Below are 15653 nucleotides of genomic sequence, written 5' to 3'. Positions count from 1 at the left end.
CTATCACCGACCCCCACCGGGATGGATGGGGGTCATCCGGCGCGATCACCGGTGAGTACCACCGCGAGTGGGGTATTGAGGGAGGCTGCTGCGACGGCGTCCGCGTCGGCTTGGGGGAGCGCGATCAGGACCGTCGACGGATCCGCGGCGGCGGTGTCACCGACCAGCACCACCTTGCCACCGGAGGCGATGGTGGCGGGCAGGCCGGTGTCCGGCTGGTGGGAGATCACGGAGATCGTGTCGCCGGGGAGCAGCAGGGGGATGATGGATGGATCGGCGAGTTTGAGCGGAACCATGTTGAACGGGCCGGTGGGTGGTGCGGTGGGTGGTGCGGTCGGGTCATCCTCGGTGAGGGAGGAGACCAGCTCGGTGCCGACGAATCTGGGTGCGGTCACCCATTCCCCCGCGGTGATCGAGGAGGCGGTGATTCTCCCGATCGCCTCCTCGGGGGTGCGGATGACCTGATCGGGAACAAGATCGGAGGGGATCTGTTGCAGCTCCAGGTCCTGTGCGGTGATCTCGGTGCCCGCGGGGATATCCCGGGAGAACACCACCACCCGGGGATCGGTGCTGAGGATGGAACCGGTGAATAGAATGCCGGCGGCGAGGAGCAGGATGGCGGCGATGGTGCGGCGGAGCAGTAGGGTACGGTGCCATCCGGGAGTGGTGAGGGTTGTTTTCAGGTTCATACCCTCTTGGACTGTTTAAGTACGCCCGAGGTTCCGCACCCCGGCGGGGGTGATGATGATGTTGACGGGGAGGTCATGTTCCTCCACGGTGATGTCCTCGCGGATCTCACCGTTGAACAGGAGCGTCAGGGAGGTCCCCTTCACGCCGGTGGCCAGGGCACGGTCATAGTAGCCTCCGCCCTTGCCCAGGCGGACGCCCTCCGGGGTGCAGGCCAGGGCGGGGGCGATGACCACATCGCAGAAGTTCACGGCCTCGGGTCCGAGCCTGGTCCCTGAGGGTTCCCGGATGCCGAAGGGGCCGGGAACCAGTCCGGTCGGGCCCTCGTAGAGGGCCCAGTCCATGCGGCCATCATCGAGGGCGACGGGCAGGATCACGGCGGGGACCTCGGACTGGAGGGCGTCGAGAAGCATCCGGCCACCCGGCTCGGTCCGGGTGGGGACGTACGCGGCCACGCGCTGGGGTCGCTTGGACCGGAGATAGTAGGAGATGTTGGCTATCAGTGCGGCGTTCTCGGCCTCACGGCGGTCCGCCGGCATGGTGGCGCGTGCCTCTTGCAGCTTGTCCCGCAGCTTCTGTTTGCTCTCGCTCATGGTTTAAAGGATATCCCTTATTTCTGGTGGGGCACGGGGTTTGGTCAGACGGCTGCAGGTAGGGTGGTGTCCATGAGTCTGTCTATCAAAGAGCATGTGAACGCGGTCAAAACTGTCGTGGTACCTGCTGCGGGAATGGGGACGCGCTTTCTCCCCGCCACGAAGACGGTTCCCAAGGAACTGCTCCCCGTTGTCGATACCCCCGGCATCGAGTTGATCGCGGAGGAGGCCGCCAAGCTGGGGGCCACCCGCCTGGCAGTGATCACCGCCCCCAACAAGGCAGGGGTGCTGGCGCACTTCGAGCGGTTCATGGAACTGGAGGCCACCCTGGAGGAACGGGGTAAGACAGACCAGCTGGAGAAGGTCCGTCGTGCGGCGGGGCTCATCGATGCGGTTCCGGTCACCCAGGAACACCCCCTCGGCCTGGGGCATGCCGTGGGGCTGGCTGAATCCGTGCTGGATGAGGATGAGGATGTCGTTGCGGTCATGTTGCCCGATGACCTCGTCCTGCCCTTCGGTGTCATGGAGCGCATGGCGCAGGTACGTGCCCAGTTCGGTGGTTCCGTTCTGTGCGCCGTCGAGGTTGCCGATGATGAGGTGAGCAATTACGGCATCTTCCAGGTGGAGGATGCTGGTGACCAGGGCACCGACCCGGATGTCAAGCGTGTGACGGGCATGGTGGAGAAGCCGGCCGTTGAGGATGCCCCCTCCAACCTGGCCGCCACCGGCCGGTACCTCCTTGACCGTTCCATCTTCGACGCGCTGCGTCGCATCACCCCCGGCGCCGGTGGGGAGCTGCAGCTCACCGACGCCATCGCCCTGCTTATCGACGGCGGACACCCCGTCCACATCGTCGTCCACCGCGGCAAACGGCATGATCTGGGCAACCCCGGCGGGTATATCCCGGCCTGTGTCGACTTCGGTCTGGACCATCCCGTGTACGGCGCGCAGCTCCGTCGCGCGCTCACCCAGATCATGGTGGATCATGGCGTGGTCGACGCCTCCGCCATCAGGTAGGCAGGCCCCCGCGGCCGTTCCAGCTCGGTTGCCCGTCAACATTGTGGGACGCACTGTCGTCACCGCTGTGGGGTTTCCACCCCCCGACCATCCAACCGACGTAAAATAGCTCGCTGTTCCTGAAGGAGGTCCTATTGCGGTCAGTCGAACAACAGCTGGCTATGGTGACGCAGGCGGCCGTGGCACCGGAGCCGGTGCGTATCGCCATTGCCGAGGCACTCGGTCTCATGTGCGCCGAGGATGTCCAGGCGAGCCGTGCGCTGCCTGGTTTCGCCCAGGCTGCCATTGATGGTTATGCGGTGCGCGCCGTGGATGTCGGTGGTGAGCGGTCCCTGAGCCGGGAGATACCGGTCGCCCCACCGGAGAAGTCCCTCCCTGTTGTCGGTGAGGTGGCGGCGGGGTCACAACAACCCCTGCGCCTGCAACCCCGGCAGGCGGTGCGCGTCCAGACCGGTGCGCCCCTGCCCACCCTCGCCGATGCCGTCCTGCCCCTGGCCTGGAGTGACCGCGGACGCAAGCGTGTCACGGCACAACGCCCCGTCCGGTCGGGGGAGTTCGTCCGCAAGGAGGGCGATGACATCCAACCGGGTGACGTCGCGGTCAGCGCCGGTGCGGTGCTGGGCCCCGCCCAGATCGGACTGCTCGCCGCCGTGGGCAGATCCAAGGTGCTGGTCTACCCCAAGCCCCGCATGTCGGTGATCTCGGTCGGTGCAGAACTGGTCGACATCGACAGGCAGCCTGGTCTCGGCCAGGTCTATGACGTCAATTCCTACTCCCTCGCCGCCGCCGGCCGGGAGGCGGGTGCTGATGTCTACCGTTACGGCATCGCCGCCGGTGAGCCACGGCGCATCAAGGAGATCATCGAATCGCAGATGCTGCGCGCTGAGATCGTCGTCATCGCCGGAGCCGTGGGTGGTTCCGCCTCCGAGGACGTCCGGGAGGTGCTGCGTGAGCTCGGCGAGATCGACACCGAGCGTGTGGCCATGCACCCGGGTTCCGTCCAGGGGTTCGGGTTGCTGGGGGAGAACCGCATCCCGGTCTTCCTCCTGCCCTCCAACCCCCTGGCTTCCCTGGTGATCTTCGAGACCTTCGTGCGGCCGCTCATCCGTCTCAGCCTGGGCAAGTCGAATGCGAACCGACGGGTGGTGCGTGCCCGGGCACTCAACCACGTCGCCTCCGTCGCAGGCCGGAAGGGGTTCATCCGGTCCCGGCTCATGCGTGATGCGGAGACCCAGGACTACCTGGTCGAGGCACTTGGTGGCGCCACCGGCGCCCCCTCCCACCTGCTGGCCGGATTATCCGAGGCCAACGCCATGATCAGGATCCCCGAGGAGGTCACCGAGATCCGTCCCGGTGATGTTGTGGATGTCATCTTCCTCGCCCAGGGTCGATGAGGGCGCGGGACTGATCCTCACCATGTTGAAGCCATTCGCCTCGGGTCCCAGCCGGGACCGCCCGCATCTGACGCACCCGGGTTGGCGGGAATCCACCCCCCAGGTCACCCTGCCCGCGGGCGGTTCCCTGCGTCTGCGTCCCCTCAGACGCGCTGACTACCAGGCATGGTCCGCGCTGCGCATCCGCGATGAGCACCACCTGCGCCCGGTGGAGCCGACCGTCCCGGGGTCCTGGCGCGACGCGCATTCGAAGATATCGTGGTGGGACACCTCCGGATATCTGCTCAGGGCCGCGCGCCGGGGAACGGTCCTTCCCCTGGTCATCGAGTTGGACGGTCGTTTCGTCGGCCAGCTGACCATCGGTAACATTCAGCACGGTGGCGTGTCCGATGCGTGGATCGGGTACTGGGTCTACAGCGGGGTGACCGGCAGGGGGGTGGCCACCGCCGCCTGCGCGCTCGGCGTCGACCATGCTTTTCGACGGGTGGGTCTGCACCGCCTCACCGCCACCTACCTGCCCAGCAATCCGGCCTCCGGGCGGGTGCTGGCGCTGTCCGGTTTCCGGGAGGAGGGGTACTTCATCCGCAACCTCCATATCGACGGCCGGTGGATGGATCATCATTTTGTGGCATTGTTGGCTGATGAATACCCCTCGACCGCGGTGGCGCGTCTCAGACAGGCTGGTCGTCTGAGGCCGTGAATCCGGCGTGGCGGTCGTGTTGAAACCGTCACACCCGTTAGTGTCGTAAGTGTCTTGAACGTGCACCCGTCTCGGAAGGTTTGGTGCTTTAAGTGTCCAATTTCCTCTTGATCGGCCTGATCGTGGTGGTGTGGCTTGTCGTGCTCGCACCACTGCTTCTTCGGAGCCAGAAGCCAATCCGGAAGGCCGGTGAGGCTTTCGATGACACCCGTGTCATCCTCGAGGGCGGTAGCAGCGTTCCGATGCGCCGCCGTCCCCGCCTCGGTGGTGACACCGGGGAGGATGACAGTGCCACCGACCGGGAGGACGAGGAGTACGAGCTGGAGGATTCCCCCAGTATCTTCCGCCACCGTCGCGAGGATGTCCGTGAGGACGACGACAGGGAGGACCGGGACGACCGGGACGACCGGAACGATGACGACCGTGCTGTGGATGACGACACCCACACCGGCGCCGGTTCCACCGCCCTCAGTACGGTGATCGCCGAGGCTGACACCGCCAACGCGGTGACCGCCGATGCGGCAGAACCCGTCGCCGAGGTGGACACCGATGAGGACACAACCGACAGCCCGGATGTTGAGGTCATCGCGGAGTGGAATGCCGAGGACCACTACGCCCTGGATGACAGTTACACCGCACCGATCGATCTCATGCACCATGAGGAACGCGTGCGGGCCATCGCGGACTACCGTGCCGCGCGGGCAGCCGGTGACCCGGTCGAGGACACCGATGATGAGACGACCGGGGAGCCTGTGGGCTCGCGCGGCCCGGAGGATGAGGCCGGGGAACTGACCCAGGCGGACATGGAGTTCGCAGCCCGTCGTCGTGGACGTGGTTACTACGATCCCCAGGCCGACCGGGAATTCGCCCACAACCAGCACATCCGCCGTCAACGCACCCTCCTGGGCCTGGGTGTCGCGGTCGTTGTGACCCTCATTCTGGGGTTTGTCCTCGGTGGTGGTGTCTGGGCCCTGCCGGCCATCGCCGTGGCGATGACCGCACTGTACCTGGTGGCGCTGCGTCGTCAGGTCCGCGCGGAGAACGAGCTGCGCGCCCGCAGGATCCGCCATCTGCGTCGCTCCCGCATGGGTGTGCGCAGTTCCGGGGAACTCCCACCCCGTCTGCGTCGTCCCGGGGCCGTCGTGCTCGAGCTCGATGATGAGAGCCCCGATTTCGAGGGCCTGGACACCACCTACCTGCCGGTTGAGGACCACGACGATGGTTACAGGACCGGCCGCACCCGACGCGTGAGCTGACCCGCCTGACCTGAACCTGGCATTACATAAATCGCTAGACCGTTTCTGTTTCCGGGGTAGAGTTGCCGTCTATGGTCACAGCTCCATCCCGAGGCACACAGATCTTTGCCTTCATAGCCGTCCTCGTGGCGGCTTTCAATCTTCGTACCGCCATCGTGTCCGTCGGGGCCGTCCTCGATGACATCATCGTGGCCTTCGGCGCCACCGAGACACAGGCGGGCATCATCACCGCCATCCCCGGTCTGACATTCGCCATCTTCGGTGTGGCCGCCGTGCCGCTGGCCCGCTGGATGGGTCTGTCCGGGGCCATGGCGACAGGCATGGTCATCGGGTTGATCGGCCTGGCGGTCCGGCCCTGGGTGGGGGATATCTGGAGTTTCATCTTCCTCACCGGTCTGGTGGTGATCGGCATCGCCATCGCCAATGTCCTGCTCCCGGCCTGGGTCAAGACGCACGGTGGCAAAAACACCGTCGCACTGATGACGGTGTACACCTCCGTGCTCGGCGTGGGGTCCACCGTGGGCCCACTGTCGGCCCTGGTGTTCGGCGGGGAGGACGGGTGGCGCTGGGCGATCTTCATCTGGGCCTTCGCCGGCCTGGCGCAGGTGCTGATCTGGTTGCCGATGTGGGCCGTCAAACGGCATGATTTCCCCGCGGAGACCGCAACCACGGGCACCCGGGGCCGGATCTGGACATCACCCACCGCGGTGTTCATCATGCTGTTCTTCGGACTGCAGTCCATGAACGCCTACATCCAGATGGGGTGGCTGCCCAAGATCCTCATCGACAGCGGCGTCAGCTCCGGGAACGCAACCCTCGGGCTGGCTATCCTCGGTGTGCTGGGTATCGTCGGTGGTTTCATCATGCCGGTGACCATCGCCCGGACCCGGGATCATCACCTGGCCCGCATCCCCGTTTTCCTCGCCGTCTGCATGCTCACCGGTTACCTGGGCATCTGGTTCCTGCCCACCCAGGCATGGTGGCTGTGGTGCTTCTTCCTGGGTGTGGGGGCACTGTGTTTCCCCATGGCCATCGCCCTGATCCCCGCCCGCACGCGTGATCCCCGCGTCACCGCCAGCCTGTCCGGTTTCGCCCAGCCGGTCGGTTACCTCCTCGCAGCACTGGGGCCTCTCGTGGTCGGGGCGCTGTTCGGGGTGTTCGGCTCCTGGCCACCCATCCTGGCGATCCTGGCCGCCGGCACCGTCGTCCTCGGGGCGGTCGGGTACCGTGCCGCCAGGAACCGGATCGTGGATGATGAGCTGGATGCCCCCACGGCGGCGGGACGGGACGCATCACCGTCCGGATCAACTGTGTCCGGTGGCTGAGGTAACCTGTCAAACATGGATAAACCGGTCGTGAGGGATGCAGCCCTGCTGCTATTTCGCGTTATGCTCGGCATCATCTTCGTGGCACACGGGTGGGAGAAACTGTTCATCAGTGGCACCACGGCCACCACGGGGCAGTTCTCGGCCTGGGGTGTGCCACAGCCTGCACTGTCGGTGTGGATCGCGGCGGTCGCGGAGCTGCTCGGCGGTGCCTTCCTCGTGGTGGGTCTGCTGACCACATTCGTGGCCGGTGCCCTGGCGCTGCTCATGCTCGCCGCGGTGTACTTCGTGCACCTGGACGCCGGTTTCTTCGTCAGCACCAACGGGTTGGAGTTCCCACTGCTCATCATCATCTCCCTGATGATGATCGTGGTCTTCGGCCCCGGCCGGGCGAGCATTGATGGGGTTCTGACACGTGGTTGATTGTCAGGGGATCCAGGCTGCCCTGTCCGCGCGGCTGGACGGTGAACCCACCGGCATGGATGATGCGGTCATTGACACCCACCTCGCCCACTGTGAGGCCTGCCGTACCTTCTACGACCGGGCTGCGGCACTTAACAGGAAGTTGAGTCTGTCGGCGGTGGAACCCCGCACCATGGTGCCCCCCGACCTGTCGGAGATCATCCTCGCGGAGGTCGAGCCCCAGTGGCGTCGCCGGGCGAACACGCGGGTCATCGCCAACACCGTGTTGCGGTTGGTGCTGGTGGTACTGGCGGTGGTGTACACCGTGTGGGCGGGAACGATGCTGGGGGACACGGCGTCGATAAGCGCCCAGGACGACCCGCTGACCGCGCGCCTGGCCGCCGAGGCCGCCACCTTCCGCCTGGGGCTGGCCGTGGGCCTGTTCTTCGCGGCGTGGAAGCCCTCGATCATCACGGGTATGCTGCCGATCTTCGGCGCGCTGTGGGCGTTCAGTCTTGGGTTCGCCGCGCGGGACCTGCTCATCGACACGGCTGATTCCACCACCGCCACCACCATTGTGCTGCTGCTGGTGTCAGCACTCGTGCTGGGCATGACCTGGCTCAATCATCTGGGTGCCGGTGTGCTGCGTCGGACCTGGAGTTCCAGCAGCGCCACCCCATCCTGACTAGTGTGGGAGCCATGAGTTTTGCTGAACACGCGATCATCTGGCATGTCTACCCCCTCGGCGCCACCGGTGCGCCCATCTTCCCGGGCGAGCCCCAGCAACTGACACACCGCCTGCCCATCCTCGAACAGTGGTTGGACTACGTGGTGGAACTCGGGTGCAACGCGGTGCTGCTCGGCCCGGTGTTCGCCTCCGACACCCACGGATACGACACCCTGGATTTCTTCACCATCGACCCCCGCCTGGGCGATGAGGCCGACCTGGTGGCGTTCATCGACGCCGCCCGCGCGCGCGGGATCGGGGTGCTTCTCGACGGGGTGTTCAACCACGTCTCACGCAACTCCGGGTACACACACCTGACCACCGGTGGGGCCTTCGAGGGCCATGACGCCCTGGTCGAGCTGGACCACACCCGGACAGAGGTGGCGGATCTGGTGGTGGAGGTGATGACCTACTGGCTGGACCGGGGGATTGCGGGCTGGCGACTGGATGCGGTGTACGCGATCGACCCGTCGTTCTGGCGCAGTGTCCTGCCACAGGTGCGCACAACCCACCCCGATGCCTGGATTCTCGGCGAGATGATCCATGGCGACTATGCCGAGTACGTGGCTGAATCCGGCATCGACTCGATCACCCAGTATGAACTGTGGAAGTCGATCTGGAGCAGCCTGAAGGAGGAGAACTTCTTCGAACTGGAATGGACCCTGCGCCGCCACAACGATGTCCTGGAGCATTTCGTGCCCCAGACCTTCGTGGGCAACCATGATGTCACCAGGATCGCCACCCAGGTCGGCCCGGAGAAGGCCGTCCTGGCCGCCGCCGTCCTGTTCACCGTCGGTGGTACCCCCAGCATCTACTACGGCGATGAACAGGCCGTGACGGGTGTGAAGGAGGAACGTTTCGGCGGCGATGACCAGATCCGCCCGCCACTGCCGGAGGAGTATTCACCCCTCGGTGGATGGATGCGTCAGATCTACCATGACCTCATCGCGTTCCGCCGCACCAACCCCTGGCTCCACGCGGCACGCACCGAGGTCGAGGACCTGGCCAACACCCAGATCACCTATCGTTCCTATGAGGTCGATGCCCGTGGCGTGGACACCGGTAACTGGGTGCGGGTGAAGCTCAACAGCATCCTCGGCAGCGTGGAGATCACCGACAACGCCGGTCGGCGCTACACCCACCCCGCCTGACGGTGGCCTGAGGTGGCCTGGGATGGGCCACTCGGGCGGTCTAGCGCCAGCTCGGCAGCCACATCAGGGAGTCGAAGACGGAATCGGGGATCATGTAGCCGTACAGGATGGGTGAGAACGCCAGGAACATGGTGACCACCAGGGCCATGTACCCGACCACCGCCATGGAGCCGGTGGTCAACCCGTTTTTCAGCATGGTGCCACGCTGCCAGAGCTCCCCGCACGTCAGTGCCAGCATCACCACGATGAACGGGGCGAGGGCGGCGGCATAGAAGAAGTACATCTGCCGGTCGTAGGCGGCCAGCCAGGGGAGGAAACCGGCGGCGAAGGCCACCAGCGGGACAATGTAGGCGCGCTGTTTACGGATGAACAAGGACCACAGGGCCCAGAAGATCACCGGCACCGTCAGCCACCAGATGGCGGGGGTGCCGAAGAGGTAGATCATGCGTCTGCAGGTATCGCCCATCGTGCACTCGATGTCGGTGGAGGAGAAGTAGAGGATCGGGCGTCCCGCCACCAGCCAGGACCAGGGCTTGGAATCCCACGGATGGCTGTGCCCCGCGGAGGTGGTCAGGGAGCCATGGAACTCCAGCACACTGAGGTGGTAGTGCAACCAGCCGGCGATGGAATCCGGCAGCAGGCTGAGGAAGGAACTGCCCTCGATGGTCCCATCGGAGTTGGCGTGCCGGTAGACGGAGGTCTCCGAGGCGAACCATGCCCGCCAGCTCCAGATGTAAAGGAGGGCCGGCAGCAGCACCAGGGAGGCCAGGGCCGGCAGCACGTCATGGCGCAGGGTGCCCAGGACGTAGCGTCGCACCCCGTAGCGTTTCCGCAGCCACAGATCGAGGAAGACACTGGCCAGGCCGAAGAAGGCGATGTAGTACAACCCGGACCATTTCACCGACAGAGCCAGACCGAGGAAGACACCGGTGGTGAAACGCCACCAGCGGAAACCGAACCGGGGTCCGAATTCGCTGGCGGTGATACCGGCGGCGTGCAGCCGGTGGTGCATCTGTTGGTGATCGCGTACCAGGGCCCAGGCGGCGGCGGTGATGAAGAAGACCTGGAAGATGTCCAGCATGCCGAAACGGGCGGACACCAGGAGCACGCCGTCGGCGGTGGCGATGATGCCGGCGATGAAGGTCACCACCGTTGACCCGCTGAGACGACGGGTCAGCGCCATGACGGCCAGTACGGTCAGCGTGCCGAAGAGAGCGGCCATGACCCGCCACCCCAGGGGCGAATACCCGAAGACCAACTCGCCCAGGGCGATGATCTCCTTGGCCAGGGGAGGGTGCACCACCAGCCCGAACCCGGGGTTGGATTCGATGCCACCGAGGACGGGGTTGAACCAGGATTCGACCATGTCCCACGCCTGGGGGACGTAGTGCTTCTCGTCGAAGACCGGGGTGCCGGAGGAGGTCGCACTGGTCAGCCCGATGAACCGGGTCAGGGTGGCGAACACGGCGATGATGGCCCACGTCCAGGTGTCCTGGGGGGTCCATCGAAACGTCGGTGGTGCGGGGGCACGGGTACCGGCGAACATACCCTGGTCCCGCACCTGGTTACGAACTGGCAGGGCTTGGCTCACCCAGTTGATTCTAGGGTCTGGGAACATATTTGTGGGAAGCTGGGGGAATGGATGTCGCTGAACTAACCCTGCCCACCGGAATCATCATCGCCGCCACCCCGCTCGGCAACATCGGGGATGCCTCCCCGCGCCTGGTGCATGCACTGGCCAATGCCACCGTCATCGCGGCGGAGGACACCCGCCGGACCAAGGCCCTGGCGGCCGCGCTGGGGGTGGAGATCACGGGGCAGGTGGTCTCTAACTTTGACCACAATGAGGAATCCCGCGTGGAAGGTCTCATCGCCGCCGCCCGCACGGGCAGCGTGGTGATCGTGAGCGATGCCGGCATGCCGGTGGTCTCCGATCCGGGGTTCGCGCTCATCGACGCCGCCCACGACGCGGGTATCCCGGTCACGTGTTTCCCCGGCCCCTCCGCCGTGCCCACCGCACTGGCGCTGTCTGGTCTGCATGTGGGGCGGTTCGCCTTCGATGGTTTCGCGCCCCGCAAACACGGCGCACGCGTCACCTGGTTGGAGAGCCTGCGCACCGAACAGCGGGCGGTGTGTTTCTTCGAATCCCCGCACCGCATCGCGGACACCCTGGCCACCGCCGCGGAGGTGCTCGGGGACCGTCGGGCCGCGGTGTGCCGGGAGCTGTCCAAAACCTACGAGGAGGTCAGGCGGGGCACCCTGCCCGAACTGGCGGAGTGGGCCACAGAGGGGGTGCGCGGTGAGATCACCGTGGTCATCGAGGGGGCGGGTGATGTCAGCGTTGACGTGGACTCCCTGGTCGCACTTGCCCAGGAGCGTGTCGACGCCGGCGAGCGCCTCAAGGCTGTGTGTGCCGAATTGGCGCGTGTCCACGGGGTGAGCAAGAACGAGCTTTACGATGCCGTCATCACCGCCCGCGAACAGTAATCGTTACACCTTTGTGATCAGGTCGGTTGGAAAGCCTCGCTAAGCTGGGCATCATCCACATTTCAGGAAGATAAACCTTGGGTAGACAGATCCCGCTGACAGTATCTGTGCAGCGGATCTGGATTTGCTTCCCAGTTGAGTCCACACAAAGGTGGTTGCCATGACTACACCCGATCCACATCCACACCAACCCCCAGGGGATGATGCTGAACAGTTGACCGCCACGCAGGAGTTGGCGGGTCTGCTCGAGAGTTCACACGCCATGGGCTCTGAGGCGGCCGGCTCCACGGAGGAGGTGACCCTGGAGGGGGAGTCACAGGATTCCCCTCTCAACTGGGGTGTCATCATCCCAGCTCTCGTGGTGGTGCTCGCGGCCGTCGCCTGGGGCATTGGGCTGCCGGACAGTTTCTCCTCTTTCGCCGGCAATGCCCTGGCCTTCGTGGTGGGCAATCTCGGATGGGCCTTTGTCCTCTTCGGCACGGTCTTTGTGTTCTTCGCCGGGGCCATTGCGGTGAGCAAGTTCGGTCAGATCCGGTTGGGGCGCCAGGATGAGGCGCCGGAGTTCCGCACAGTGTCCTGGATTGCCATGATGTTCGCCGCCGGCATGGGCATCGGCCTGATGTTCTACGGCACCACTGAACCCCTGACCTTCTATCGCAACGGCGTACCCGCCCACCAGCCGCAGGAGGTGGGTACCGCGATGGCATCCACCCTGTTCCACTGGACTCTGCACCCGTGGGCCATCTACGCCATCGTGGGTCTGGCCATTGCCTACTCCACCTTCCGGGTGGGGCGCAGGCAGCTGCTGAGCTCCGCCTTCGTGCCCCTGATCGGGGAGAAGCGGGCCAATGGCTGGCTGGGACGCCTCATCGACATCCTGTCGATCATCGCCACCGTCTTCGGCACCGCATGTTCCCTGGGGCTTGGCGCACTTCAGATCGGTGCAGGTCTCACCGCGGCGGGCATCATTGAGGAACCGAGCCAGTGGACCGTGTTGGGGATCGTCTCCGTCCTCACCCTGGCGTTCATCCTTTCCGCCCTGTCCGGCGTGGGCAAGGGCATCCAGTACCTGTCCAACGGCAACATGGTCCTGGCGGTGATCCTGGCCATCTTCGTGTTCGTGGTCGGTCCCACCGTTTCCATCCTCAATATGATCCCCACTTCCCTGGGCGCATACTTCTCCTCCTTCTTTGAGATGGCCAGCCGCACCGCCGTCAGTGCGGACGGCACCGCAGGGGAGTGGCTGAGTGGCTGGACCATCTTCTACTGGGCCTGGTGGATCTCCTGGTCCCCCTTCGTGGGCATGTTCCTCGCGCGTATCTCCCGTGGCCGCACCATCCGGGAGTTCATCCTCGGTGTGATGCTGGTTCCTGCGGGTGTATCCACTGTATGGTTCTCCATCTTCGGTGGCACCGCCATCTACAAGGAACAGAATGGTGAATCCATCTGGGGTGAGGGTGTGGCGGAGGAGCAACTCTTCTCGCTGTTGCAGTCCCTGCCCGGTGGCCAGATTGTCTCCATCGTGGCGATGATCCTGCTGGGTACCTTCTTCATCACCTCCGCGGATTCCGCATCCACGGTCATGGGGTCCCTCAGCCAGCGCGGGCAGCTGGATGCCAACAAGTGGGTCGCCGCCGCCTGGGGACTGGCCACCGCGGCCATCGGTCTCACGCTGCTCATCTCCGGAGGGGATGATGCATTGAACAACCTCCAGAATGTCACCATTGTCGCAGCCACCCCCTTCCTCTTCGTGATCATCGGCTTGATGTTCGCGATCGTGAAGGATCTGCGCAATGACATCATTTACGTCGACTACCGCGAACAACAGAAGTTCGCAGCCCGTCTCGCCCGCGAACGCCGTATCCATGCGGAGACACAACGTCGCACTGAATTGGCCCGTCGCAAGCGGGAGAGACAGCCCCGGGCACCGCGACGCTCATAATCTCAGCCTGATACGGCTTAACCGCGCACCATAAATTAAGGTGGTACGCATGACGAAGAACGTGCTCGTATCAGTTGCCTGGCCGTACGCCAACGGACCCCGTCACATTGGACATGTGGCGGGGTTCGGTGTCCCCTCCGATGTCTTCGCGAGGTTCCAGCGAATGCGTGGCAACAATGTGCTCATGGTCTCCGGAACCGACGAACACGGCACCCCACTGCTGGTGCAGGCTGACAAGGAGGGCGTGAGCGTCCAGGAGCTGGCGGACAAGTACAACCGCCAGATCGTCGAGGACCTCACCGGCCTGGGTCTGTCCTACGACCTGTTCACCCGCACCACCACCTCCAACCACTACGCCGTGGTGCAGGAACTCTTCCGCGGTCTGCACGACAACGGGTACATGATCAAGGAGACCACCCTCGGTGCGATCTCCCCGTCGACAGGCCGCACCCTGCCGGACCGCTACATCGAGGGCACCTGCCCGATCTGCCACGCCGACGGCGCACGCGGCGACCAGTGCGACAACTGCGGCAACCAGCTCGACCCGGCCGACCTGATCAACCCGGTGTCCAAGATCAACGGGGAAACCCCGGAATTTGTGGAGACCGAGCACTTCCTGCTCGACCTGCCCGCCCTGGCAGACTCCCTCACCGCATGGCTGAAGGGACGCGAGGACTGGCGCCCCAACGTGCTCAAGTTCTCCCTCAACCTGCTGGATGACATCCGCCCGCGCGCCATGACCCGCGACATCGACTGGGGTATCCCCATCCCCGTCGAGGGCTGGCAGGACAACAACGCCAAGAAACTCTACGTCTGGTTCGACGCCGTGGTGGGCTACCTGTCCGCCTCCATCGAATGGGCCTGGCGCACCGGTGACCCGGAGGCGTGGCGCACCTTCTGGAATGATCCGGAAACCTCGTCCTACTACTTCATGGGCAAGGACAACATCACCTTCCACTCACAGATCTGGCCCGCCGAGCTGCTCGGTTACGCAGGCAAGGGCTCCCGTGGGGGAGAAGTCGGGGACCTGGGGGAGCTGAACCTGCCCACCGAGGTGGTCTCCTCCGAGTTCCTCACCATGTCCGGCTCCAAGTTCTCCTCCTCCAAGGGCGTGGTCATCTACGTCAAGGATTTCCTCGCCGATTTCGGTCCCGACCCGCTGCGCTATTTCATCGCGGTGGCCGGCCCGGAGAACAACGACACCGACTTCACCTGGGACGAGTTCGTCCGCCGCGTGAACAATGAGCTGGCCAACGGTTGGGGCAACCTGGTCAACCGCACCGTGTCCATGGCGCACAAGAACTTCGGTGAGGTGCCGGTGCCCAGTGCGCTGACCGACTCCGACCAGCGCATCCTGGATCTGGCGGCCTCCACCTTCGACTCGGCGGGCGCTGATCTTGAACTGTCCAAGTTCAAGAACGCCATCACCCAGATCATGCACGTGGTGGGTGAGGCCAACGCGTATATCGCCGAGCAGGAGCCCTGGAAGCTGGCCAAGGACGAGACCCAGCGTGAGCGTCTGGCCACCGTGTTGTGGACCGCCCTGCAGGTGGTCTCCGACTGCAACACCATGCTCACCCCCTACCTGCCGCACACCGCGCAGAAGGTCCACGAGACCCTGGGGCGTGAGGGGATCTGGGCGGCCAGCCCCCAGATCGTCGAGGTCACCAACGAGTCCCCCCGCCAGCCCGTCGGTGTCGGGTTGCCCGACCCGGCTCACACCTACCCGGTAATCATGGGTGACTACCAGACACAGGCCGCGAAGTGGGAGCGTATCGACATGGTTCCCGGCACCGTGCTGAGCAAGCCGGCGCCGCTGGTGACCAAGCTCGATCCCGAGCTCGGCGAGACCGGCCCCGAGTGGGCACCGGTACAGAGCTAGACGACGCATGGATAGCGGGACCTTATTCAAGGTCCCGCTTTTCCGTTATCCACCGGTGCCTTTCCTTCGCGGGTGCCCCCGTGTCCACCC

At 65.0% G+C, this 15653-nt stretch carries 14 protein-coding genes; 11 read left to right on the top strand and 3 right to left on the bottom strand.

Features of this window, described 5'->3' with window-relative positions; translation table 11 throughout:
* Positions 1-32: 32 nt before the first annotated feature.
* Positions 33-689 (bottom strand): SAF domain-containing protein, encoded by a 657-nt coding sequence (locus tag H9627_RS10475; protein WP_191733988.1) that lies wholly within the window; start codon positions 687-689, stop codon positions 33-35.
* Positions 690-704: 15 nt separating this feature from the next.
* Positions 705-1280, bottom strand: a complete 576-nt coding sequence (locus H9627_RS10470) for a 5-formyltetrahydrofolate cyclo-ligase (RefSeq protein WP_191733987.1) — start codon at positions 1278-1280, stop codon at positions 705-707.
* 72 nt (positions 1281-1352) lie between these two features.
* On the opposite strand from H9627_RS10470, the gene H9627_RS10465 reads away from it, so the two are divergent.
* The 8 genes from H9627_RS10465 (at position 1353) to H9627_RS10430 (ending at position 9252) form a co-directional block, all read left to right on the top strand.
* Positions 1353-2297, top strand: a complete 945-nt coding sequence (locus tag H9627_RS10465) for a UTP--glucose-1-phosphate uridylyltransferase (RefSeq protein WP_191733986.1) — start codon at positions 1353-1355, stop codon at positions 2295-2297.
* Positions 2298-2431: 134 nt separating this feature from the next.
* Positions 2432-3691: a molybdotransferase-like divisome protein Glp gene (gene glp, locus H9627_RS10460; protein WP_191733985.1), complete on the top strand. Its 1260-nt coding sequence runs from the start codon at positions 2432-2434 to the stop codon at positions 3689-3691.
* 22 nt (positions 3692-3713) lie between these two features.
* Positions 3714-4391, top strand: coding sequence for a GNAT family N-acetyltransferase (locus H9627_RS10455; protein ID WP_191734043.1), 678 nt, complete (start codon positions 3714-3716; stop codon positions 4389-4391).
* 92 nt (positions 4392-4483) lie between these two features.
* Entirely contained in the window at positions 4484-5647 is a 1164-nt protein-coding gene (gene sepX, locus H9627_RS10450) for a divisome protein SepX/GlpR (protein ID WP_191733984.1), read from the top strand.
* A gap of 71 nt (positions 5648-5718) precedes the next feature.
* Positions 5719-6972 (top strand): CynX/NimT family MFS transporter, encoded by a 1254-nt coding sequence (locus tag H9627_RS10445; RefSeq protein ID WP_191733983.1) that lies wholly within the window; start codon positions 5719-5721, stop codon positions 6970-6972.
* 15 nt (positions 6973-6987) lie between these two features.
* Positions 6988-7395, top strand: a complete 408-nt coding sequence (locus H9627_RS10440) for a DoxX family protein (RefSeq protein WP_191733982.1) — start codon at positions 6988-6990, stop codon at positions 7393-7395.
* A complete protein-coding gene (locus tag H9627_RS10435) occupies positions 7388-8059 on the top strand; it encodes a zf-HC2 domain-containing protein (protein WP_191733981.1) in 672 nt (223 codons plus the stop codon). The genes H9627_RS10440 and H9627_RS10435 overlap by 8 nt, the downstream gene beginning before the upstream one ends.
* Before the next feature lie 14 nt (positions 8060-8073).
* The gene (locus H9627_RS10430; RefSeq protein ID WP_191733980.1) at positions 8074-9252 is read left to right on the top strand and encodes an alpha-amylase family protein; all 1179 of its coding nucleotides are present in this window, start codon (positions 8074-8076) and stop codon (positions 9250-9252) included.
* A 40-nt stretch (positions 9253-9292) separates the two neighbouring features.
* Here H9627_RS10430 and H9627_RS10425 read toward each other — a convergent pair whose 3' ends face one another.
* On the bottom strand, positions 9293-10843 hold the full coding sequence (locus H9627_RS10425) for a dolichyl-phosphate-mannose--protein mannosyltransferase (RefSeq protein ID WP_191733979.1): 1551 nt from the start codon (positions 10841-10843) through the stop codon (positions 9293-9295).
* A gap of 47 nt (positions 10844-10890) precedes the next feature.
* On the opposite strand from H9627_RS10425, the gene rsmI reads away from it, so the two are divergent.
* The 3 genes from rsmI to metG all read left to right on the top strand — a co-directional run bounded on the left by rsmI (position 10891) and on the right by metG (position 15563).
* Positions 10891-11739, top strand: a complete 849-nt coding sequence (gene rsmI / locus H9627_RS10420; RefSeq protein ID WP_191733978.1) for a 16S rRNA (cytidine(1402)-2'-O)-methyltransferase — start codon at positions 10891-10893, stop codon at positions 11737-11739.
* Between the two features lie 160 nt (positions 11740-11899).
* On the top strand, positions 11900-13681 hold the full coding sequence (locus H9627_RS10415; RefSeq protein ID WP_191733977.1) for a BCCT family transporter: 1782 nt from the start codon (positions 11900-11902) through the stop codon (positions 13679-13681).
* Positions 13682-13730: 49 nt separating this feature from the next.
* Positions 13731-15563, top strand: coding sequence for a methionine--tRNA ligase (gene metG / locus H9627_RS10410; RefSeq protein WP_191733976.1), 1833 nt, complete (start codon positions 13731-13733; stop codon positions 15561-15563).
* Positions 15564-15653 lie beyond the last annotated feature (90 nt).

It is taken from the genome of Corynebacterium gallinarum (genome assembly GCF_014837045.1).
Lineage (GTDB): Bacteria > Actinomycetota > Actinomycetes > Mycobacteriales > Mycobacteriaceae > Corynebacterium > Corynebacterium gallinarum.
The sequence above is the reverse complement of the archived record's forward strand: the minus strand, read 5'-3'. Positions and strand labels throughout refer to the sequence as shown.

What these genes read in the sequence shown, in the direction of transcription:
- H9627_RS10430 (WP_191733980.1), top strand. Translation starts at nt 8,074, where the DNA reads ATGAGTTTTGCTGAACACGCGATCATCTGGCATGTCTACCCCCTCGGC.
- H9627_RS10440 (WP_191733982.1), top strand. Translation starts at nt 6,988, where the DNA reads ATGGATAAACCGGTCGTGAGGGATGCAGCCCTGCTGCTATTTCGCGTT.
- rsmI (WP_191733978.1), top strand. Translation starts at nt 10,891, where the DNA reads ATGGATGTCGCTGAACTAACCCTGCCCACCGGAATCATCATCGCCGCC.
- H9627_RS10415 (WP_191733977.1), top strand. Translation starts at nt 11,900, where the DNA reads ATGACTACACCCGATCCACATCCACACCAACCCCCAGGGGATGATGCT.
- H9627_RS10445 (WP_191733983.1), top strand. Translation starts at nt 5,719, where the DNA reads ATGGTCACAGCTCCATCCCGAGGCACACAGATCTTTGCCTTCATAGCC.
- H9627_RS10455 (WP_191734043.1), top strand. Translation starts at nt 3,714, where the DNA reads ATGTTGAAGCCATTCGCCTCGGGTCCCAGCCGGGACCGCCCGCATCTG.
- H9627_RS10470 (WP_191733987.1), bottom strand. Translation starts at nt 1,280, where the DNA reads ATGAGCGAGAGCAAACAGAAGCTGCGGGACAAGCTGCAAGAGGCACGC.
- H9627_RS10465 (WP_191733986.1), top strand. Translation starts at nt 1,353, where the DNA reads ATGAGTCTGTCTATCAAAGAGCATGTGAACGCGGTCAAAACTGTCGTG.
- H9627_RS10475 (WP_191733988.1), bottom strand. Translation starts at nt 689, where the DNA reads ATGAACCTGAAAACAACCCTCACCACTCCCGGATGGCACCGTACCCTA.
- metG (WP_191733976.1), top strand. Translation starts at nt 13,731, where the DNA reads ATGACGAAGAACGTGCTCGTATCAGTTGCCTGGCCGTACGCCAACGGA.